At 67.2% G+C, this 21,902-nt stretch carries 17 protein-coding genes; 6 read left to right on the top strand and 11 right to left on the bottom strand.

Annotated elements, in window-relative coordinates; genetic code table 11:
- Window positions 1-2 precede the first annotated feature (2 nt).
- Window positions 3-2,381 carry a bifunctional salicylyl-CoA 5-hydroxylase/oxidoreductase gene (locus tag ACIGHN_RS15665; RefSeq protein ID WP_396505095.1) on the bottom strand — a complete coding sequence of 793 codons (2,379 nt, stop codon included), beginning with the start codon at window positions 2,379-2,381 and terminating at the stop codon, window positions 3-5.
- A gap of 122 nt (window positions 2,382-2,503) precedes the next feature.
- Here ACIGHN_RS15665 and ACIGHN_RS15660 point away from each other — a divergent pair, with 122 nt between their 5' ends.
- Window positions 2,504-3,772, top strand: coding sequence for a class I SAM-dependent methyltransferase (locus ACIGHN_RS15660; RefSeq protein WP_396505094.1), 1,269 nt, complete (start codon window positions 2,504-2,506; stop codon window positions 3,770-3,772).
- A gap of 36 nt (window positions 3,773-3,808) precedes the next feature.
- A complete protein-coding gene (locus ACIGHN_RS15655) occupies window positions 3,809-4,132 on the top strand; it encodes a DUF1840 domain-containing protein (RefSeq protein WP_396505093.1) in 324 nt (107 codons plus the stop codon).
- Window positions 4,133-4,300: 168 nt separating this feature from the next.
- Here the strand turns inward: ACIGHN_RS15655 and ACIGHN_RS15650 are convergent, their stop codons facing one another.
- Window positions 4,301-5,428, bottom strand: coding sequence for a Bug family tripartite tricarboxylate transporter substrate binding protein (locus ACIGHN_RS15650; RefSeq protein ID WP_396505092.1), 1,128 nt, complete (start codon window positions 5,426-5,428; stop codon window positions 4,301-4,303).
- Between the two features lie 254 nt (window positions 5,429-5,682).
- Between ACIGHN_RS15650 and ACIGHN_RS15645 the strand changes: the two genes are divergently transcribed.
- Complete coding sequence (locus ACIGHN_RS15645) at window positions 5,683-6,240, top strand: M23 family metallopeptidase (RefSeq protein ID WP_396505091.1); 558 nt, start codon at window positions 5,683-5,685, stop codon at window positions 6,238-6,240.
- Between the two features lie 11 nt (window positions 6,241-6,251).
- Window positions 6,252-6,824, top strand: coding sequence for a hypothetical protein (locus ACIGHN_RS15640; RefSeq protein ID WP_396505090.1), 573 nt, complete (start codon window positions 6,252-6,254; stop codon window positions 6,822-6,824).
- 171 nt (window positions 6,825-6,995) lie between these two features.
- Here the strand turns inward: ACIGHN_RS15640 and ACIGHN_RS15635 are convergent, their stop codons facing one another.
- The 8 genes from ACIGHN_RS15635 to ACIGHN_RS15600 all read right to left on the bottom strand — a co-directional run bounded on the left by ACIGHN_RS15635 (window position 6,996) and on the right by ACIGHN_RS15600 (window position 17,284).
- Window positions 6,996-7,985: a tripartite tricarboxylate transporter substrate-binding protein gene (locus tag ACIGHN_RS15635; protein ID WP_056164202.1), complete on the bottom strand. Its 990-nt coding sequence runs from the start codon at window positions 7,983-7,985 to the stop codon at window positions 6,996-6,998.
- Window positions 7,986-8,312: 327 nt separating this feature from the next.
- Window positions 8,313-9,560, bottom strand: coding sequence for a phenylacetate--CoA ligase family protein (locus ACIGHN_RS15630; RefSeq protein WP_396505089.1), 1,248 nt, complete (start codon window positions 9,558-9,560; stop codon window positions 8,313-8,315).
- Window positions 9,561-9,778: 218 nt separating this feature from the next.
- Window positions 9,779-10,591, bottom strand: a complete 813-nt coding sequence (locus ACIGHN_RS15625) for an ABC transporter ATP-binding protein (RefSeq protein WP_055400025.1) — start codon at window positions 10,589-10,591, stop codon at window positions 9,779-9,781.
- Window positions 10,592-10,824: 233 nt separating this feature from the next.
- The gene (locus tag ACIGHN_RS15620) at window positions 10,825-12,153 is read right to left on the bottom strand and encodes an ABC transporter substrate-binding protein (RefSeq protein WP_056164207.1); all 1,329 of its coding nucleotides are present in this window, start codon (window positions 12,151-12,153) and stop codon (window positions 10,825-10,827) included.
- A gap of 187 nt (window positions 12,154-12,340) precedes the next feature.
- Entirely contained in the window at window positions 12,341-13,417 is a 1,077-nt protein-coding gene (locus tag ACIGHN_RS15615) for a branched-chain amino acid ABC transporter permease (protein ID WP_056164211.1), read from the bottom strand.
- A gap of 151 nt (window positions 13,418-13,568) precedes the next feature.
- Window positions 13,569-14,498 (bottom strand): branched-chain amino acid ABC transporter permease, encoded by a 930-nt coding sequence (locus ACIGHN_RS15610; RefSeq protein WP_396505088.1) that lies wholly within the window; start codon window positions 14,496-14,498, stop codon window positions 13,569-13,571.
- Window positions 14,499-14,516: 18 nt separating this feature from the next.
- Window positions 14,517-15,302 carry an ABC transporter ATP-binding protein gene (locus ACIGHN_RS15605; protein WP_056411486.1) on the bottom strand — a complete coding sequence of 262 codons (786 nt, stop codon included), beginning with the start codon at window positions 15,300-15,302 and terminating at the stop codon, window positions 14,517-14,519.
- A 35-nt stretch (window positions 15,303-15,337) separates the two neighbouring features.
- Complete coding sequence (locus ACIGHN_RS15600; RefSeq protein ID WP_396505087.1) at window positions 15,338-17,284, bottom strand: AMP-dependent synthetase/ligase; 1,947 nt, start codon at window positions 17,282-17,284, stop codon at window positions 15,338-15,340.
- Between the two features lie 306 nt (window positions 17,285-17,590).
- Here ACIGHN_RS15600 and ACIGHN_RS15595 point away from each other — a divergent pair, with 306 nt between their 5' ends.
- Both ACIGHN_RS15595 and ACIGHN_RS15590 read left to right on the top strand, forming a co-directional pair.
- A complete protein-coding gene (locus ACIGHN_RS15595; protein ID WP_396505086.1) occupies window positions 17,591-19,354 on the top strand; it encodes an ExeA family protein in 1,764 nt (587 codons plus the stop codon).
- A gap of 1 nt (window position 19,355) precedes the next feature.
- Window positions 19,356-20,180 carry a general secretion pathway protein GspB gene (locus tag ACIGHN_RS15590; RefSeq protein ID WP_396505085.1) on the top strand — a complete coding sequence of 275 codons (825 nt, stop codon included), beginning with the start codon at window positions 19,356-19,358 and terminating at the stop codon, window positions 20,178-20,180.
- A 398-nt stretch (window positions 20,181-20,578) separates the two neighbouring features.
- Here ACIGHN_RS15590 and ACIGHN_RS15585 read toward each other — a convergent pair whose 3' ends face one another.
- Window positions 20,579-21,802: an ABC transporter substrate-binding protein gene (locus ACIGHN_RS15585; protein ID WP_396505084.1), complete on the bottom strand. Its 1,224-nt coding sequence runs from the start codon at window positions 21,800-21,802 to the stop codon at window positions 20,579-20,581.
- Between the last annotated feature and the right edge of the window lie 100 nt (window positions 21,803-21,902).

The following is a 21,902-nucleotide window of genomic DNA, read 5'->3' as shown; positions in this document are numbered from 1 at the left end:
GGCTAGCCCTCTTCCTCGGCTGATGCTCTGTTTTTGATAGCTGATGGCGATTGTGCAGCCAGCGCTGCGACCTGCTTTTGCTTGGCGATCTCGCGCAGCATCTGGTCGCGGCCGCTGGCGTACTGCTCCGGCCAGTCGGTGTGCGCGGCGGCCACGGGGCTCAGCTGCGCAGCGGCGTGCAGCGTCCATGCCGGATCGGCCAGGTGGGGGCGGGCGATGGCGCACAGGTCGGCGCGGCCGGCGGCAATGATGCTGTTGGCGTGGTCGGCCTCGCTGATCGCGCCCACGGCCATGGTGGCAATGCCCACCTCATTGCGGATGCGGTCGGCAAACGGCGTCTGGTACATGCGGCCGTACACCGGCTTGGCGGCACGCGTGGTCTGGCCGGACGACACGTCGATCAGGTCGGCGCCGGCGGCCTGGAACAGGCGCGCGATCTGCACCGCGTCGTCGGGCGTGGTGCCGCCCGGCGCCCAGTCGTGGGCCGAGATGCGCACGGAGAGCGGCTTGTCGGCCGGCCACACAGCGCGCACGGCGGCGAACGCTTCGAGCGGGTAGCGGCAGCGGTTGTCGATGCTGCTGCCGCCGTATTCATCCGTGCGCTGGTTGGTGATGGGGCTGATGAAGCTGGCCAGCAGGTAGCCGTGCGCGCAGTGCAGCTCCAGCCAGTCGAAGCCGCAGGCCAGTGCGCGCCGTGTGCTGTCGGTGAACGCGGCGGTCATCTGGTCCATGTCGGTGCGGGTCATGGCGGCGGGCGACTGGTTCTGCTCGCCGTAGGCCAGGGCGCTGGCGGCCAGCAGGGGCCAGTTGCCATCAGGCAGCGGCTCGTCCGTGCCTTCCCAGCCCACGCGCGTGGAGCCCTTGGGGCCGCTGTGGCCCAGCTGCAGGCCGATCTTGGCGGTGCTGCTGCCGTGCACGAAGTGCACGATGCGCGTGAACGCGGCCTGCTGCGCATCGTTCCACAGCCCGGTGCAGGCAGGGGTGATGCGGCCCTCGGGCGTGGGGCTGGTCATCTCCACCATCACCAGCGCCGCACCGCCCAGCGCGCGCGCGCCCAGGTGCACCAGGTGGAAGTCCTGCGGCACGCCATCGACCGCGCTGTAGGTGGCCATGGGCGAGACGACGATGCGGTTCTTGAGCGTGAGGCCCTTCAACGCAAAGGGCGTGAGCATCGGGGGAACGGCTGTCTTGCCACCGGCCAGCCAGGTTTCATAGCCCTCCAGCCACTGCGCATCGCGCAGCCGCAGGTTTTCGTGGCTGATGCGCTGGCTGCGGGTGAGCAGGGAGTACGCGAACTGCTCCACCTGCATGCCGGTGTAGCGGTTGACATTCTCGAACCACTCGGTGGAGTTGCGCGCGGCGTTCTGGATCTTGAGCACCTCGACGCTGCGGCGCGCCTCGTAGTGGGTGAGGATTTCATCCATGGGCATGCCGTTCGGCAGCCCGGTGGCGAACTCGTTGGCCAGGTCGATCGCGTCTTCGAGCGCGAGCTTGGTGCCGCTGCCGATCGAGAAATGCGCGGTGTGCGCCGCGTCGCCCATCAGCACGATGGGCACCTGCTTGCCGCCGATGGTCTCGCGGTGCACCCAGGTGTTGCAGATCACGCGCGGAAAGCGGATCCAGTTGGCCGAGCCGCGCAGGTGCGTGGCATTGCTGATGAGGGCGTTGCCATCGAGGTACTTGGCAAACAGCTTTTCGCAGAACGCAATCGCCTCGGGCTGCTCCATCTGGTCCAGGCCGTGCGCCTTCCACACCGCTTCGGGCGTCTCGATGATGAAGGTGGAGGTGTCGGCGTCGAACTGGTAGGCGTGCGCCTGAAACCAGCCGTGCTCGGTCTGCTCGAAAGCGAAGGTAAAAGCGTCCAGTTTCTTGTGCGTGCCCAGCCAGACAAAGCGGCACTCGCGCAGGTCGATGTCGGGCTGGTAGGTGGCGGCGTAGCGCGTGCGGATGCGGCTGTTGAGGCCGTCGCTGGCGATCACCAGGTCGGCGCCGTACTGCGCGGCCAGGGCCTGGTCGTCGGCTACATCGGTCTCGAACACCAGCTCCACGCCCACGGCCAGGCACCGGTCCTGCAGGATGTTGAGCAGCCGCTTGCGCCCGATGCCGCAAAAGCCGTGGCCCGAAGAACGCACGCTGCGGCCCTTGAAGAACACCTCGATGTCGTCCCAGTGGTTGAACGCGTCGCCGATGAGCGCGGCCGTGGGCGCGTCGGCCGCCTGCAGGTTGGCCAGCGTCTGGTCGGACAGCACCACGCCCCAGCCGAAGGTGTCGAACGGCCGGTTGCGCTCGACCACCGTGACCCGGTGGGCAGGGTCTTGCTGCTTCATGAGCAGTGCGAAATAAAGGCCTGCGGGCCCGCCGCCAATGCAGAGGATGTTCATGGGAAAATAGTTTAGGCTTAAACAACATGCTGTCAATGGGGCCTTCCCGGCGACCCATGGCGCGGGCAAGGTCATGGCGCCAGGTGTTGACGCAGTGCAGCAAGCTGCCAAAAATAAATTGCATGAAGCACCTTCTGAACACCCTGGAAGGGCGGCTGGCGGCGCTGCCGGTGCCGATGGCCGTGCAACTGCCCGCCGGGCAGCAACTGGGCGCGCGCGACCCCGCGGTCACGCTGCGCTTTCGCGACCGCTTGGCGCTGGTGGCGCTGGCCACGGGCGAGATCGGCAACGTGGGCGCCGCCATCGTCGAAGGCCGGGTGGCGCTGGAGGGCGGCATGCGCGACCTCATGGCTGCGGCCGCGGGCCTGCTGACGCGCGATCCGGCCCGCGACCAGCACCATGGCTGGTGGCAGCGCGTGCTGGCGCGGGCCCGCTCCATGGCCGTGCACACCCTGGGGCACGATGCACGGCATGTGCAGTTCCACTACGACCTGTCCGACGACTTCTATGCGCTGTGGCTGGACGAGCGGCGCGTGTACTCGTGCGCCTACTACCGGGACGCCGCCCTGGACCTGGCCTCCGCGCAGGAGGCCAAGCTCGACCACATCTGCCGCAAGCTGCGCCTGGCGCCCGGCGAGCGCTTTCTCGATATCGGCGCGGGCTGGGGTGGCCTGCTGCTGTGGGCGGCCGAGCATTACGGCGTGGACGCCACGGGCATCACGCTGTCGCACCACCAGCATGCGCACGTGCAGCGCCTCATCGCAGAGCGCGGCCTGCAGGGCCGGGTGCGCATGGAGCTGCGCGACTACCGCGAGCTGCCGCCCGGCCAGCCCTTCGACAAGATCGCCTCGGTCGGCATGTTCGAGCACGTGGGCCGCGCGCAGATGGGCCGCTACTTCGACACCGTGCACCGCCTGCTGCGCCCGGGCGGCCTGATGCTGAACCACGGCATCACCGCCGGCGCGGTGGACAACGCGCAACTGGGCGCGGGCATGGAGGATTTCATCGAGCAGTACATCTTTCCGGGCGGCGAGCTCATCCATGTGAGCGCGGTGCTGCACGACATGGCGCGCGCGGGCCTGGAGATGGTGGACACCGAAAACCTGCGCCCGCACTACGCGCGCACGCTGTGGGCATGGTCCGACAGGCTGGAGGCCCGCCTGCCTGCGGCGCGCGACGTGCTGGCCGCACACTGGGGCAGCGAGCAGGGCGATAAAGTCCTGCGTGCGTACCGCCTGTACCTTGCAGGCAGTGCGCTGGGGTTCGAGCGCGGCTGGATGGCCCTGCACCAGATGCTGGCCGTCCGGCCCGACGGCGACATGACCACGGGGGCGATGCCCGGCGCACAATCGGACTATCCGTTCACCCGCGAGTACATCTACCGCAGCTGAGTCTGCTTCATCCAACCAAGAAAACGGTTCACCTCCATGCTCTACAAATTCAAATCCCGCGCTGCAGCCGACCTGATCATGCTGGAGCCGCAGGGCCGCCAGGTCGTGACCATCATGGGCAAGACGCCGGGTGCCAGCGGCATCGTGACGGTCGCCCAGATCCCTGCCGCCATCGCAGCGCTCGAGTCGGCCGTGGCCGCCGAAGAAGCCCTGCCGGCCTCTGCAGACGCGGACGGCGACGACGAAGCCACCACGCAGGAACGCGCCGAGGCCGTGCGCCTGCGCCAGCGGGTGGCACCGCTGATCGACATGCTCAAGCGCAGCGCGGCCGAGGGCGCGGATGTGGTCTGGGGTGCGTGATCAGATGTGATCTGATCTGGACTCTCGCACTGGGGCGGACGGACGCCCTGGCCGCCTTTGAATCACTGCCGGAACATGCCCGCAGCGATCCGGCAGGCATTCAAATTTGAAAGAGGCGCATAGTTGTGGCGACAGCGCGTGGCGCGATGGCCGCGCCGTCAGCGGCGATCAATCCACCTTCGCTCCCGACGTCTTCACCACTTGCGCCCACTTCTTGTGCTCGTTGTCGATGTGCCTGGCGAAGTCGGCGGGCGTGTTGCCCCCAGGGATCGCGCCCTGCGCCACCAGCCGCTCCTTCATCGCCGGCGTGGCGAGCGACTTGGAGACTTCCTGTTGGATGCGGTTCACGATGTCGGCCGGTGTGCCAGCAGGCGCCAGCAGGCCGAACCACGAGCTGGCTTCGTAACCCTTGAGCGTGGGGCCGCCGGCCTGCTCCACCGTCGGCACATCGGGCAAGGCGCTGGAGCGCTGCGAGCTGGTCACCGCCAGCGCCGTGAGCTTGCCCGCCTTGATCTGCGCCATCGACGACGGCAGGTTGTCGAACATCACATCGGCATTGCCCGCCACCATGTCCAGCAGCGCGGGGCCCGAGCCGCGGTAGGGCAGGTGCAGCATGAAGGTGCCCGTCATGCTCTTGAACAGCTCGCCCGCGAGGTGGATGGACGTGCCATTGCCGCTCGACGCCATGTTCATCTTGCCCGGGCTGGCCTTGGCCACGCGGATGAAGTCCTGCACGTTGGAGATGCCCTGGGCCTTGGCCTTGTCGGCATTCATCACCATCACGTTGGGCACCGCAGCGACCATGGTGATGGGCACGAAGTCCTTGATCGGGTCGTACGGCAGCTTGGCATACAGCGCGCGGTTGATGCCGTGCGTGCCCACCGTGCCCATCAGCAGCGTGTAGCCGTCAGCCGGTGACTTGGCCACGATCTCGGCCCCCACATTGCCGCCCGCGCCCGCACGGTTGTCAACGATGAACTGCTGTCCGAATGCACGGCTCAGTTCGGGCGCCATGGCGCGCGCCAGGATGTCGGTGGTGCCGCCCGGGGCGAACGGCACCACGATGCGCACGGGCTTGGTGGGCCAGCCGCCGCCGGTCGTGGGCGCTGCGGTCTGCGCATGGGCAGCGCCCGGTGCTACCAGCAGCGAGCCCGCCGCGGCGATGGCGAGGGCACCGAGCGCGCTCAGGGTGAAGGCGAGCGCGACGGCCTTGCGGCGGCTGCGCGCCTGGCTGCGGGCCTGGATCTGTGCGCTGGTGCGCGCGGGTTGGTAGGGGGCTGGTTGCGGCTGAGCCATGGGCGGGCTTTCGTAGTACGGATGGTCTTCCAGCTCGACGGCTGTGACTCTCTTTGTACGTGGGCTCGGACGCCCTGCGCAGATGGGATAACCCGTATCAAGTGCATACTTTGCTACATTGTTCTGAGGGGTTGTAGCCCGTTACACGCGAGCAAGTCTGTTACGCCCTCTCGTGGCTGAAAAGAATTTTCGACTCCTATGATTCGCGCCGCCAGCACCCAGTAGAGGTGCTGCGAATCAGGAGGGATTTGTCGATGGGTTTTCTGGCATGGCCTTTGGAGAGCAACCGCATCCGGCGTGATGTGACGAACAACACTTTCGGCACGGTGCGGACCAACGCCGATGGGACGAAGCGTGATCACCAAGGGTGGGACTTGGTGGCGACCAAGCTCACGGCTTGCTACGCAATTGCGGACGGTGTGATCAAAAGTGCGAAGGATGAAGGACCCAAAGGTCACGGAAAGACCGTCGTGCTGGAGTTTTCATTTCAGGGACGCGCGCTGTTTGCGCTGTACTCGCACTTGAGCCTCTTCAACGTGGCGGCGGGCTGCAAGGTCGAGCAAGGGGAAATCATTGCCTATACCGGCACCTCCGGCAATGCCAGAGGTATGACCGGGGAAGATCAGCACTTGCATTTCGAAATTCGGACGGACCAGTACGCCCGTGGAGGGCTCGCCGGCAGAATCAATCCCGAGGAGCTTTACGGACGCGCTCCGAAGGGGATGACCATCGTGGAGTCACATGCGCAAAAGCGGCTGTTGTCAGGCAGCACCGGTTTGAAGATTCACGCCACAGACATGAGGCGCTGGTGATGGGCCAACACATGGTTGTAACCCTGGCCCTGTGCTGCGCCTTGGCGGCATGCCAGCGCACCGAGGAGGTCCCAATCGCTGGAGTCTCCGACGCGCAAGCCTTGCTCGGGAAAACCTACCTGTCCTCCGCGGCCCAGGGACGTTTGGTGGAGGGCTCTCCCTGCGATTTCATGGGTGCCAGTGTGGAATGGGAGAACGAGCCAGAGAAAATCGGCTGGTCCGACGTGGTGGCAGTGTGTCAAGGCGTGCCTGTTCTTCTGATCGCCAAAACGCGTAAAAGCAATGCCCCGCTCCTCAGTTTTCCCCTCTGGGAAATCGTCGCGGTCCAGGTGCTCCCCCAAGTCAGCAACTACGCCGAAGAAGGCTTGGGGGACGACCCTCTGGAGCTCATTTCCCCCACAGCCGGTCAATGCGATGTGGGCCAGTCTGGATCGCAACCTGTCTATGTGCTGCTTCGCTGGGGTGGGCGCGATACAGTGGCCGGGCCGCCGGGGGTGGAGGCTGTATGGATGATCGATGCGGCCAATGACCGGTTCGTGGCGCTGGACCCGCGCGATGTCCGCTGTGAACAGATGACTGAATGATCGCCCCCTGCTCGTCTGCCTCATTCCTCTAGCGGGCGCGGCCAGCGGGGTCACGCAACCGCCCAATCATCACGACTGCCGCCAACAAAAAGCCGCCCTGCTTTTCGCCAGGGCGGCTGCTTTGCGGGCTCAGCGCAACCGGCTGCGCCAGACCGTCTGTGCGGTGGTCAATCAGTCCGCGTACGACCCCGCAGCCTTGATGGCCGCACCGAACTTCTCGGTCTCAGCCAGCACAAACTTCTTGTGTTCCGCAGGCTCGACACGCTTGTCGGTCGCAACCACGGCGCCCAGGCCTTCCTGCTTCTTGATGAACTCGGGGTCCTTCAGGGCGACCTTGAGGGCGTCGTTGATCTTGGTCAGTATCGGTGCGGGCGTGCCCTTGGGGGCGTACAGGCCGTGCCAGATGGTCACGTTGAAGTCCTTCACACCCGACTCGGCCAGCGTGGGCAGGTCTTTCAGGGCGGGGGTGGTCAGGCGCTTGCTGGTGGTCACGGCATAGGCCTTGACCTTCTTGCTTTCGATCTGCGACGTGGTGTTGGTGGTCTGGTCGCACAGCAGGTCGATCTGGCCGCCGATCAGGTCGGTGATGGCAGGTGCGGTGCCCTTGTACGGTACGGCGGTCATGTCGACCTGCACGGCGCTCTGGAAGATCAGGCCGCACAGGTGCGATGCCGAGCCCTGGCCTGCGTTGCCCAGGTTGATCTTGCCCTTGTTCTGCTGCAGCCAGCCAGCCAGTTCCTTGTAGTTGTTGGCGGGCATCGAGGGGCGGGCGATGAGCGTCATGGGCACGTCGTTGATCACGCCCAGGTATTCGAAGTCGTTGGCGACGTTGAAGGCCAGCTTGCGGTACATGGTGGGCATGGTGGCCATGCTCACGTGGTTGAGCAGCAGGGTGTAGCCGTCCGGTGCGGCGCGGGCCACCTTGGCGGAGCCGATAGTGCTGCCGGCGCCGGCCGAGTTGTCCACCACCACGCTGATGCCGCCCAGGGGCTTGCGGATGGCTTCGGCCAGGTCGCGCGCCACGCGGTCGGTGGGGCCGCCAGCGGCGTAGGGGACCACGATGGTGATCGTCTTGTCCTTGGACGGGAACTCCTGGGCGCTGGCGCCAAAGGCGGTGGCTGCAGCGGCAGCGATCAGTGCGAGTTTCAGCATTTTTTTCATGGTCTCTCCTGTAAATGACGGGCCATGATAGCGAGGGGGGTCTGGCGAGGTATTGCGGATATTACGTAGCACACCCCCTGCAGGGTCTTCAAGCCAAAAAGGCCTGCAGGGCTTGCCTATCAAGCGCCAAGTGCTATTGAATAGTGAGCATGCGTTAGGGTAAATACTGCAGTTCCCGGGGGGGCAGGATGGGAATGGCGGGCGGTGGCGGCCGCCTGAATGGGCGGTTTCTTGCGCTGGCGCAAACCTGCGGTGCCGTGCGGTGGACGCCTGGCACTAGGGTTGGCCGCAGCCGGCGGCCGGGCGCGCCGCGGCCAAGCCGATGGCCTACTGGTAGCTTCTGGCGTCCTCGATCACCTTGCCGTCGTTGGGCAGGGTGCCGGGGGCCACCATCTGCACGTCGCCGCGCAGCTTGGTCACTTCGCGGATGGCGTCGCCCAGTTGGCGCGCCAGGCCTTCGGCGGTCTCGGTGGTCTCGACCTGCAGCACCATCTGGTCGTTGGCCATCTCGCCGCTGACCACCAAGCGTGCGCGCAGCACCTGCGGAAAGCGCCGTGCGATGGTCGCGATCTGGCCCGGATGCACGAACATGCCGCGCACCTTGGTCGTCTGGTCCGCGCGACCCATCCAGCCCTTGATGCGGGTGTTGGTGCGGCCCGTGGGGCAGGTGCCCGGCAGCACGGCCGAGAGGTCGCCGGTGCCAAAGCGGATCAGCGGGTAGTCGGGGTTGAGCGTGGTCACCACCAGTTCGCCCACCTCGCCCTCGGGCACCGGGTCGCCGGTGCCGGGGCGCACGATCTCGACGATCACGTCTTCGTCCAGCACCAGGCCTTCGCGCGCCGAGGTCTCGTAGGCGATCAGGCCCAGGTCGGCCGTGGCGTAGCACTGGTAGCCCGCGATGCCGCGCTCGGCAAACCAGTCGCGCAGCGACGGCGGGAACGCCTCGCCGGACACCAGCGCCTTGGTCACCGTGGGCAGCGGCACGCCCAGCTCGGCGGCTTTTTCCACGATGATTTTCAGAAAGCTCGGCGTGCCGATGTAGCCCGCGGGCCGCAACTCGGCCATGGCCTGCACCTGCTGCTCGGTCTGGCCCGTACCGCCCGCGAACACGGTGCAGCCCAGCGCATGGGCACCGGTCTCCATCATCGAACCCGCGGGCACGAAGTGGTAGCTGAAGCTGTTGTGGATCAGCTCGCCCCGCCGGAACCCCGCCGCGTAGATCGCCCGCGCCATGCGCCAGTAGTTGGGCCGCGTGCCCTCGGGCTCGTAGATGGTGCCCGGGCTTGCAAACACCCGCGGCATGCCCGCCCCAAAGCCCAGCGCCGAAAACCCGCCGAACACATTGCTCGCGCGCTGCGCCTGCTGGCGCTCCAGCAGCTCGTACTTGCGCGTGACCGGCAGTCGCGCCAGCGCTGCACGGCTGGTCACCCCCGCCGCATCCACGCCGGCCAGGATGTCCGCAAACGCCGCACTGTTCTGCTGCGCATGCCCCACCTGCCGCGGCAACGCCGCCAGCAGCGCCGCCTCGCGCTCGGCCGTGCTCCGGGTTTCCTGGGCGTCAAAAAACGTCGTCATGCCGGGATTCCTCTGCAGTGTTTTGAATGAAATAAGCCGCTACCGCACACCCATCAAGCGCCAGCAGCTATGAAATCAGGAGTAAACAAAAAAGTTGGTTGCGTCACACCGCCAAACCCCCCCACTGCCCCCACCAGCGCACCCGTGGATCTGGCTCCGCCAGTCCACCGGGTGCGTCCCCCTGAGGGGGAAGGCGCGCCAGCGCCTCAGGGGGCACCCTAGGCCAACCAGCGCTTGCGCCGCTTGTAGCTCTTGACATCCTTGAAGCTCTTGCGCTCCCCGCCCCCCACGCCCAGGTAGAACTCCTTGACGTCCTCGTTGTTGGCCAGGTCGCTCGCGGCGCCGTCCATGACCACGCGGCCGCTTTCCATGATGTAGCCGTAGTCCGAATATTTGAGGGCCATGTTGGTGTTCTGCTCGGCCAGCAGGAAGGTGACCTTCTCCTTGGTGTTCAGGTCCTTCACGATGTTGAACACCTCCTCCACGATCTGCGGCGCCAGGCCCATGGAGGGCTCGTCGAGCAGCACCATGCTGGGGTTGGCCATCAACGCGCGGCCGATGGCGCACATCTGCTGCTCGCCGCCCGACGTGTACGCCGCCTGCGAGGTGCGCCGCGTCTTCAGGCGCGGAAAGTAGTTGTAGACCTTCTCCAGGTTGGCCGCGATCTCGGCCTTGCTGGTGCGGGTGTAGCTGCCCGTCATCAGGTTCTCTTCGATGGTCAGGTGGGCAAAGCAGTGCCGCCCCTCCATCACCTGCACCACGCCGCGCTGCACCAGGTCGGCGGGCGACAAATTCTCGATGCGCTCGCCGCGCAGCTCGATGCTGCCCTTGGTGACCTCGCCGCGCTCCCCCTGCAGCAGGTTGGAGATCGCGCGCAGCGTGGTGGTCTTGCCCGCCCCGTTGCCCCCCAGGATCGCCACGATGGAGCCCTGCGGCACCTGCAACGAAACGCCCTTGAGCACCAGGATCACGTGGTTGTAGATGACCTCGATGCCGTTGACGTTGAGAACGATATTGCTGTTGGAGTCCATGGTCTTCTCTTCCTTCGCTGTGCCAATCCAAAGAGCTGCGGTAGTTCGCAACGCTTTGGGTTGGCGGCTGCCCCCGGGAGCAACCGCTTCGTCACGCCCGTCGGTACGGTCGCAGCCCAGACGCGAGGGCCACCGCGCAAGGGCCGCCCCGCCGCGCTGGTGGCGTCCCCCTTCCCGAATCGCGCCAGCGATTCGAGAGAAAGGGAGCGGCGCAGCCGCTCAGGGGGATGTACTTAGCTTTGGCAGTCGGCAGCGTCGCGACGCGTCATCTTCTTGTCCGCCAGATACTTCTCCGCCCCGGCCTTCACCATGGGCTTCAGGATCTGCTCATCGGCCTGGTACCAGTCGGACGAGAAGTCCCACTTCTTGCCGTCCCAGGTGTGCACGCGCGCCCAGGTCGAGCCCATGTGGTCGGCGCAGCTGGTGGACAGGGGGCGCATCACGCCGCCAAAGCCCATGGCGTCGAGCTTCTTCTGGTCCAGTGCCAGGTTCTCCATGCCCCAGCGCACCTGCTCGCCGGTCATGACCTTGCCCTTGCCGAAGCGCTCCTGCGCGCGGCGCACCGACTCGACCGCCAGCATCTGGATGATCACGCCGCGCGTGTACAGCACCGAGCCCACTTCGTCCTTGGGGCCCGTGCCCTGGCCCTTGTCGTGCACGTGCTTCATGATGTCCTGGATGACCTTGCTCTGCGTGCCGTAGCCGTTCAGCGCCAGGGCGTGGTAGCCCTTGGCGCCTTCGCCCACATCGCGCACGTCCGGCTCGGCGCCGGCCCACCACACGCCATACAGCTTGTCGCGCGGGAAGCCGGTGGCCTGCGCTTCCTTCAGGGCGGTGGAGTTCATCACGCCCCAGCCCCACAGCAGCACGTAGTCGGGGCGGCTCTGGCGCACCTGCAGCCAGGTGGCTTTCTGCTCCACGCCGGGCGCGGTCACGGGCAGCATCTGCAGCTCGAAGCCGTGCATCTTGGCGCGCTCCTGCAGCAGCGGGATGGGCTCCTTGCCGAAGGGGCTGTCGTGGTAGACCAGCGCGATCTTCTTGCCCTTGAGCTTGTCCAGCCCGCCGGCGGACTTGCCGATGTGCTGGATCAGGATGTCGGCGCCGGTCCAGTAGCTGCCCATGAAGGGGAAGTTCCACTTGAAGGCCTGGCCGTCCTGCGCCACCGACAGGCCGTAGCCCAGCGTCATCAGCGGGATCTTGTCCACGGGCGCTTTTTCGGTCAGCGCAAAGGTGATGCCGGTGGCCTGCGGGTCGAACAGCGCCACGCCGGGCTTGCCCTTCAGACGCTCGTAGCACTCCACGCCGCGGTCGGTGGCGTAGCCCGTTTCACATTCTTCAAAGGTCAGCTTCACGCCGTTGATCCCGCCGTCGCGGGCGTTGATCATCTTGATGTAGTCCTGCTTGCCGTTGGCCCAAGGCACGCCGTTGGGAGCGTAGGGGCCCGTGCGGTAAGACAGCAGCGGGAAGAACTGCTCCTTGGCTTGCGCGAAGGCACTCGTCGCGACGGACGATGCGCCAGCGGCAACCACCGCAGCGGCGATCACGAGTTTCGAAAGCTTCATGGATGTCTCCTTTGAATGAATGTGTTGAAGCACGGGGAAGAAACTGACGGATTCAAGGGCTGCGAGCTTTGCACTGGCATGCACGAGGCCAGCGCCACCGTGGAACTGGCTCTGCCAGGCCACCGGTGGCGTCCCCCTCCCGAAGGAGAGGGGGAAGGCGCGAAGCGACTCAGGGGGTGCATATCAGTCAATGCGGGAAGGGCCACAGCCGCAGCTTTTGCTTGGCGGTAGACCACAGCTTGGCCAGGCCGTGGGGCTCGACGATCAGGAACCAGACGATGAGCGCGCCGAAGATCATCAGCTCGGCATGCGACACGCCCGCCGTGGAGATCGTGATGCCGAAGAGGCCCAGCAGTGCGGGCAGGAACTGGTTGAGCACGATGGGCAGCACCACGATGAAGGCCGCGCCGAAGAAGCCGCCCATGATGGAGCCCAGGCCGCCGATGATCACCATGAACAGCAGGCGGAACGACACCTCCACCGAGAAGGCCGCCGGCTCCCACGCACCCAGGTGCACGAAGGCCCACAGCGCGCCGGCCATGCCGATGATGAAGGAGCTGACGGCAAACGCGCTGAGCTTGGCATACATCGGGCGGATGCCGATCACCGCGGCGGCCACGTCCATGTCGCGGATCGCCATCCACTCGCGACCGATGGCGCCGCGCACCAGGTTCTTGGCCAGCAGCGCCACCACCACCAGCACCGCCAGGCAGAAGATGTACTTGCTGGTCGCGCTCTCGATGGGCAGGCCGAAGACCTGCAGGCTGTTCACCGACACCGAGCCCGAATCGGAGTTGTTGGTGAACCACTTGATGCGCAGGAACATCCAGTCCGAGAAGAACTGTGCGGCCAGCGTGGCCACCGCCAGGTACAGGCCCTTGACGCGCAGGCTGGGCAGCCCGAACAGGATGCCGAAGAACGTGGCGCACAGGCCGCCCAGGATCAGCGCGGGCACCAGCGGCATGCCGGGGATGCGCACGAAGAAGTTGTACGCACCGTAGGCCCCCACGGCCATGAAGGCGCCCGAGCCCAGCGAGATCTGCCCGCAGTAGCCCACCAGGATGTTCACCCCCAGGGCCGCCAGCGCCATGATGACGAAGGGGATCAGGATGGCGCGAAAGATGTAGTCGCTGGCCAGCATGGGCACGGCGATGAAGGCCACGGCCAGGATGAGGCCGATGGCGATGCGGTCCTGCGCGATCGGGAAGATCTGCTGGTCGGCGCGGTAGCTGGTCTTGAACTGGCCGTTTTCGCGGTAGAGCATGGTGTGTGTCCTGTTGGTCTTGTTATGTTTCAGACGCGATCGATGATCTTTTGCACGGGGGCGCACCTGCGGTGCCACGCGGCGCCTGCGGCCCCGCTGACAACGCGCGGTGCGCGTTGTGCCTCCTTCGAAAAATTATTGGTCGCGTACGTCATACGCGATCAATAATTTTTTCGCCGAACAAGCCCTGCGGTCTGAACAGCAGGAACACCAGCGCCAGCACATACGCAAACCAGATCTCGATGCCCCCGCCCACGAACGGGCCCAGGTACACCTCGGACAGCTTCTCGCCCACACCGATGATCAGCCCGCCGATGATGGCGCCGGGCACCGAGGTGAGGCCGCCCAGGATCACCACCGGCAGCGCACGCAGCGCCACCGTGGTCAGCGAGAACTGCACGCCGAGCTTGCTTCCCCAGATCATCCCGGCGACCAGCGCCACGACCCCGGCCACGCACCACACGATGACCCAGATGCGGTTCAAGGGAATGCCGATGGACTGGGCAGCCTGGTGGTCGTCGGCCACGGCGCGCAGGGCGCGGCCGGTGGAGGTCTTCTGGAAGAAGACGCTGAGCAGCACCACCAGCGCTGCAGCGATGCCCGCGGCGATCACGTCTTCCTTGTTGACGAGGATGCCGCCTTGGAACAGGGACTCGAGCATGAAGATCGGTTCCTTGGGCATGCCGATGTCGATCTTGTAGATGTCGCTGCCGAACATCGTCTGGCCCAGGCCTTCGAGGAAGTAGGTGATGCCCAGCGTGGCCATGAGCAGCGTGGCGCCCTCTTGGTTCACCAGGTGGCGCAGCACCAGCTTCTCGATCAGCCAGGCCACAACGAACATGATGGCGCCCGCGATGATGAAGGCCGCCACCGTGGCGACGATGGGGTTCGCGATGCCCGTCCACTTGGGGATCCATTCGGCAAAGCGCGCCATCGCCAGCGCGGCGAACAGCACCATCGCGCCCTGCGCGAAGTTGAAGACGCCCGAGGCCTTGTAGATCAGCACGAAGCCCAGGGCCACCAGCGAATACAGCATGCCGGCCATGAGGCCGCCGATCAGTGTTTCGAGAAAGAATGCCATTGTTTTTTCTCCCGCCCTTCAGTGGCTGGTGCCCAGGTAGGCGCTGATCACGTCTTCGTTGTTGCGCACCTCGTCGGGGGTGCCGTCGCCGATCTTCTTGCCGTAGTCGAGCACCACGACGCGGTCACTGATATCCATCACCACGCCCATGTCGTGCTCGATGAGCACGATGGTGGTGCCGAACTCGTCGTTCACGTCCAGGATGAAGCGGCACATGTCCTGCTTTTCTTCCACGTTCATGCCGGCCATGGGCTCGTCGAGCAGCAGCACCTGCGGCTCCATCGCGAGAGCCCGGCCCAGGTCCACGCGCTTTTGCAGACCGTAGGGCAACTGGCCCACGGGGGTCTTGCGAAAGGCCTGGATTTCGAGGAAGTCGATGATGTGCTCGACCTTCTCGCGGTGCGCGATCTCCTCGCGCTCGGCCGGGCCCCAGCGCAGCGCCTGCAGCAGCAGGTTGCTTTTGATCTTCAGGTTGCGGCCGGTCATGATGTTGTCGATCACGCTCATGCCCTTGAACAGCGCCAGGTTCTGGAAGGTGCGGGCCACGCCCATCTCGGCCACCTGGCGCGAGTTCATGTGCGAGAAGGTCTTGCCGCGGAAGGTGATGGAGCCGTCCTGCGGCGTGTACACGCCGTTGATGCAGTTGAGCATGGAGCTTTTGCCCGCGCCGTTGGGCCCGATGATGGCGCGGATCTCGTGCTCCTTGACGTTGAACGAGATGTCGGTGAGCGCCTTCACGCCGCCGAACCGCAGGCTGATGTTCTTGACGTCGAGGATGACGTCGCCGATCTTCTTGGTGGTCATGGCGTGGGGCTTCTCGGGCGGGTAGAGCGCGGGCTTCATGCGGCGGTCTTCACGGGGGTGAACGTTTTGGTGTCGGACAGCTTGAGCGTGGCGCTCACGCTGCCGGTGCGGCCGTCCTCGAACTTGACCTGGGTCTCGATGAACTGTTCGGTGCGGCCTGCGTACAGGGCCTCGACCAGCACGCCGTATTTGTCGGCGATGAAGCCGCGGCGGACCTTGTTGGTGCGGGTGAGCTCGCCGTCGTCGGCATCCAGCTCCTTGTGCAGCACCAGGAAGCGGCTGACCTGGCTGCCGGCCAGCATGGCGTCGGTGGCCAGGTCCGCGTTGACCTTTTCCACGCACTCGCGGATCAGCGCGTACACCTCGGGCTTTTGCGCCAGGTCGGTGTAGCCCGCGTAGGGCAGGTTGCGGCGCTCGGCCCAGTTGCCCACGGCTTCGAAGTCGATGTTGACCATCACGCACACCTTCTCGCGGCCGTCGCCCAGGGCGACCACTTCCTTGATGTGCGGGAAGAACTTGAGCTTGTTCTCCACATACTTGGGCGCGAACATGGCGCCGTCGTTGGCGCCGCCCCTGATGCGGCCCACGTCCTTGACGCGGTCGATGATCTTCAGGTGTCCGTGCGCGTCGAGGAAGCCCGCATCGCTGGTGTGGTACCAGCCGTCGGCCGTCAGCACCTCGGCCGTGGCCGTGGGGTTCTTGTAGTACTCCTTGAGCAGGCCGGCGGACTTGACGAGGATCTCGCCGTTGTCGGCCACCTTGATCTCCACGCCGCGGATCGGCACGCCCACCGTGTCGGCGCGGGCCTGGTTGTCGGGCTGCAGGCAGACGAACACGGCGGTCTCGGTGGAGCCGTACAGCTGCTTCAAGTTGATGCCGATGGAGCGGTAGAAGGTGAACAGGTCCGGCCCGATGGCCTCGCCCGCGGTGTAGGCCACGCGCACGCGGCTGAACCCCAGGTTGTTGCGCAGCGGGCCGTACACCAGCACATTGCCCAGCGTGTACTTGATGCGGTCGAGCAGGCCCACGGGCTCGCCGTCCATCAGGGCCGGCCCCACACGCTTTGCCACGGCCATGCAGGCCTCGAACATCTTGCGCTTGATGGTGCCCGCGTCTTCCATGCGGATCATCACGCTGGTCAGCAGGCCTTCAAAAATACGCGGCGGCGCGAAGTAGTAGGTGGGGCCCACTTCCTTGAGGTCGATGGTCACGGTGCTGGCCGACTCGGGGCAGTTGACCACGTAGCCGCAGGCCAGCCACTGCGCGTAGCTGAAGATGTTCTGCCCGATCCAGGCCGGGGGCAGGTAGGCCAGCACTTCTTCGCTGCTGGTGAGCCTGTCGAACTCGGCACCGGCGGAGGCGCGGTCGAGCAGCGTGCTGTGCGTGTGCACCACGCCCTTGGGGTTGCCCGTGGTGCCCGAGGTGAAGAACATCGCGGCCACATCGTCGGGGCTGGCCTGGGCCACCTGGGCGCGGAACCACCCGGGGTGCCGGGCCACGTAGGCCTGGCCGGCGGCGATCAGTGCGTCCAGGGAGTCGAGGCCCTGCTCGGCATAGTTGCGCAGGCCGCGCGGGTCGTCGAAGTAGATGCGCTCGATCTGCGGGCATTGCTCGCGGATCTCCAGCATCTTGTCGACCTGCTCCTGGTCTTCCACCAGGCAAAAGCGCACCTCGGCGTTGTTGAGCGGGAAGATGCATTCCGCCGCCACCGCATCCTGGTACAGCGGCACGGGGATGGCGCCCAGCGACTGCGCGGCGAGCATGGTGGCGTACAGGCGCGGGCGGTTGGCGCCGATCACCACCATGTGCTCGTGGCGCGCAAGGCCCGCCTGGTGCAGGCCGGCGGCGACGTGCTCCACCAGCTGCGCCAGGTCGGCCCAGGTGTGGGTCTGCCAGATGCCGTACTCTTTTTCACGCAGGGCAGGCGCCGTCGGGCGTTCGGCGGCGTGCCGGAGCAGTAGTTGCGGGAACGTGGTCTTCATTCCGGTCCTCGGTGTGACAAGGGGCGCCCAGGCTGGCCTGCGGCGGGTCGATCCGGCGACAGCCGGGATCGCTCGCCGCCAGGGGGCAGCAGGCAGGCAGGCAGCGCGTTGGAATGAATGCTAGAACCCACTTTGACGTCATCTTGTCTTGCCGACGACAATTTACGGGAAACTCCTCGGTGGGTGAAACCCTCCCCACGGACGAGGCGCGCCCCGGGTGCGGGCCGCCGCGTTCCGCTGCGGGCCGAAGGGTCACCACCCGGGCCGCCAGAGGGCGCGTCACGGGCCAGGGGTATCCTCAGGGGTATGTACGCCCCGTTTTTCGGTCTTCAGCATCCGCCGTTTTCCATCGCCCCCGACCCGCGCTATTTGTTCATGAGCGAGCGCCACCGCGAGGCCCTGGCCCACCTGTTGTATGGGCTCGATGCGGGCGGGGGCTTCGTGCTGTTGACGGGCGAGGTCGGTGCGGGCAAGACCACCGTGTGCCGCTGCTTTCTGGAGCAGATCCCGCAGCACTGCAACGTGGCCTACATCTTCAACCCCAAGCTCACGGTGCAGGAACTGCTGCACTCCATCTGCGACGAGTTCGGCGTGCCGCACAAGCCCACCGTGCCGGGCGGCGTGGAGACGGTCAAGGACTACATCGACCCACTGAACGCATCGCTGCTGGCCGCCCACGGCGCCGGGCGCAACACGGTGCTCATCATCGACGAGGCGCAGAACCTGTCGGCCGATGTGCTGGAGCAGCTGCGCCTGCTCACCAACCTCGAGACCAGCGAGCGCAAGCTGCTGCAGATCATCCTGATCGGCCAGCCCGAGCTGCGCGCCATGGTGGCGCAACCGGCGATGGAGCAGCTCGCGCAGCGCGTGATTGCGCGCTTTCACCTGGGGGCGCTCACGCCGCAGGAGACGCACCAGTACATCGCCCACCGCCTGGCGGTGGCGGGGCTCAACGGGCCGCTGCCGTTCGACCGGCGCGCCATCCAGCGCGTGCACACGCTCTCGCACGGCATTCCGCGGCGCATCAACCTGCTGTGCGACCGTGCGCTGCTGGGCGCCTACGCCGTGGGCGCGCGCCAGGTCACCAAAACCATCGTGAACCGCGCCGCGCGCGAGGTGTTCGATGCGCCCGCATCGGGCCGGGCCTGGCAAGGAGCGCGCGCCCTGCCGCTCTGGGCGTCCGCTGGCATCGGCGCCGTGGCCGGTGCGGCGGCCGTGGCGGCCGCGGGCTGGGCGCTGGGCGTGTGGCCGGTGCCGCCTGCGGGCACGGCGGGGGCCGGGGCCGCCGCCGCACCCACGGCGCGCGGCGCGGCATCGGCCGCATCGGCATCGCCCACCACGCGGCCTGCAGCAGTGTCTGCATCGGCAGCCACCACGGCCACCAACACAGCGGCAGCATCGCCTGCACGTTCAGCATCCGGCGCCGGCGCGGCGGCCGTGCCTGCGTCGGCCCTGGAGCAGTTCGTGCAGGCCCAGCCCGCCAGCGATGCGGGTGCCTGGCAGGCGCTGGCGTCGGCGTGGGGCGTGACCCTGCCCGCTGGCGCAGACGCCTGCGCCACCCTGCCGCGCGACGGCCTGCGCTGCTACCGCAACCGCCGCGCGGGCCTGAACCTGGTGCGCCAGATCGACCGGCCCGTGCTGCTGGCGCTGTATGCGTCCGAAGACGCGGAGGCGCCGGTCTCGGTGGTGCTGCGCGGCCTCGACAACGACACCGCCACGCTGGAGGGCGCGGGCCGCACCCTGCGGGTGCCGGTGGCCGAACTCGCCCAGGCCTGGCGCGGCGACATCGCCACGCTGTGGCGCACCCCCGAGGGCATGCCCGAGCGGGGCGACATCGCGGAGTCGCCGGCGGGCGCCGCCTGGCTCGACCAGCGGCTGGCCAGCAAGGCCGCGGGCGGCACGGGTGCCGCGCCCGCCAAGGCCATGACGCCCGCGCTGCGCCAGTCGCGCATCCACCGCTTCCAGCTGGCCCAGGGCGTGACGCCCGATGGACGCGCTGGCCCCCTGACCCTCATGCTGCTCAACCGCGCCACCGGCGTGAACGAACCGCGCCTGCGCAACGGAAACTGATATGTCGTACATCCTTGATGCGCTGCGGCGCGCGGACGCCGAACGGGGCCGGGGCGCTGTGCCCGGCCTGCACACGCATGCAGCGCCCACGGCCGGACTGTCGCCCTCGGCAGGGCGCAGCGGCGCCTCCGGCCTGTGGATCGGCGTGGCCTGTGTCGCCGCCGTGGCGGTGCTGGCCGTGGCCGGAACCTGGTGGGTGATGCAGCCGCGGCCATCGGCGCCGGCCGCAGCCGCCGTGGCGGTCGCCACCACGCCGCCCGTGCCCGCGGCCACGTCCACCACCGCGCCTGCTGCACAGGCACCCATGGTGGCCGCAGCGCCAGCGCCCATCGCTCCCCCCGCAGCGGCCCCCGCGCCACCGCCCGTGGTGGCGGCCGCACCTGCATCGCCCGGGCCGCGTGCCGTGGACAAGCGCCCCGCAGCGCCCCCGCGCGAGCGGCCCGTGGCCGCAGCGCCGCCATCGCAGCCGCCCGCCGCCCGCCTGCCCGCACCCCTGCCGGAGCCCACCCGCGCGCGCGCCGAACCCGCCCCGCGCGAGCCCGCCGCCGCACAGCGCCCCGCGGCCGACCAGCCCGTCGCCGCCCCCTCCGGCGGCCCCGTGTTCGCACAGGCCGACCTGCCCGAGTCGGTGCGCACACAGCTGCCCACGCTCAAGATCAGCGGCGCCACGCACTCGAACAACCCGGCCTACCGCATGGCCATCGTCAACGGCCAGGTCCTGCACGAAGGCGACCTGGCCGCCCCCGGCCTGGTGCTCGAACGCGTCGAGCCCGGCCGCACCGTCTGGACCTTCCGCGGCTACCGCTACGGGGTCGCGTCGCAATAGGGTTTTGATTAAAAAAGGCCACTACCGCTTGTCTGGCAAGCGCTAGCAGCTATCAAAAATATAGTGGGTGGCAAAGTAGCCCGCCATGCGGCCCCCTCTCCGCCCTGCCGCGGCGCCCCAGCCCCACCACCGCGCACACCGCCACCGTAGTGCCACCGCCGAGGCGTGGTGAGTGAGGCCCGGTCCCCAGAGCAGCAGCTGCAAGATAAAAACCGGCTGCTACCGCCCATCCAGAAAGCGCCAGCAGCTATCAAATAAATAGCGCCGTAAAAAACGCCCACTACAGCCCACCACCCTCCAAACCCCCACGCCGCCACCGCGAGCGCACCCGTGGAACCGGCTTCTCCGGGCCAGGGGGTGCGTCCCCCTTGGGGGAAGACGCGCAGCGGCTCAGGGGGTCATTTAATGAATCTGCCATCCCGCCCCACCAGCGTCAGCTCCACAAACCGCGAGGCATTGCGGTCCGGCGTGCTGGCGCTGACCTCGAAGCCGCCCAGGTCCCACTTCTTCAGGTTCCAGCTCGCGTCGATGAACGCCGCGCGCGTGGGGTTGCGGCCGGCGCGCTGCAGGGCCTCGGCGAACACGCGGGCGTTGATGTAGCCCTCCAGCGCCAGGTGCGACGGCTCGGCCGTGGCGCCCGAGGCCTTCCACGCGGCCTGAAAATCGCGCACCACCGGCATCACCACGTTGGACGGCAGGGGCACGACCTGCGAGATCGCCATGCCGGTGGCATCGGCGCCCAGGGCCTTGACGGTGGCGGGCGTGCCCATGACCGACAGCGCGTACAGCGTCACCCCGCGCTTCAGGGCACGGAAGGACTTGACGAACTCCAGCGTGGGCTTGCCGGCCAGGCCGATCACGATGGCCTCCAGGTTGCCTGCGGCCAGCTTGGCGGCGGCGCTGCCCGCGTCGGAGGCGTTGTTCTCCACGGTCACCGCCACGGCCTCGGGCAGCTTGAGCCGGTCCATCGACTGCTTGGCAGCGCTGAACACCTCTTTGCCGAACGAGTTGTTCTGGTAGACGATGCCGATGCGCTGGATGCCGATGGTGGACAGGTGCTGCACCAGTTTCTCGGCCTCGTCGGCGTAGCTGGCGCGGATGTTGAACACATTGCGCGCGCTCTTGGTGCGGCTGAGTTGCGCGCCCGTGAACGGTGCAAAGAACGGAATCCCGCTGTCCACCACCTTGGGCAGCATGGCATCGATCATCGGCGTGCCCATGCAGTTGAACAGCGCAAAGACGTCGCGGTCGGCCAGGAACTGCTCCACGTTGGCCAGCGCCTTGGGCACCTCGTAGGCGTCGTCTTGGGTCACGAGGTCGATGGTGCGGCCGTTCACGCCGCCGCGCGCGTTGATGCCGGCGAACGCCGCCTTCGCGCCCTGGTGCATGGCCGAGCCCAGATCGCCCAGCGGGCCGGTGAGCGCGGTGGACTGGGCGATGCGGACCGTGGCGCCGTCCTGCGCGCGGGCCCGGCCGGTCCAAGCCGCCAGCCCCAGCACCGGCAGTGCGGCGGCGCCCGCCACCAGCTGCCGCCGGCCCAGGCCGCTGCGGTGGGCGGGCGCGGCGGGGCCGGGCCCGGTGCCCGTGGCTGTGCCGCACCCGGTAGATCGTTGGTTTTTCATGTTGTTGTCTCCTCGGTGGACCCGGGCCTGCGGCCCGGGGAGGCGCCATCATCCGGCGGAGATTGGCATTTTTTTGTCTTTCTGACGACAATTGGTCTCA

The organism is Acidovorax sp. NPDC077693 (genome assembly GCF_044542805.1).
Taxonomy (GTDB): Bacteria; Pseudomonadota; Gammaproteobacteria; order Burkholderiales; family Burkholderiaceae_C; genus Acidovorax.
The sequence above is the reverse complement of the archived record's forward strand: the minus strand, read 5'-3'. Positions and strand labels throughout refer to the sequence as shown.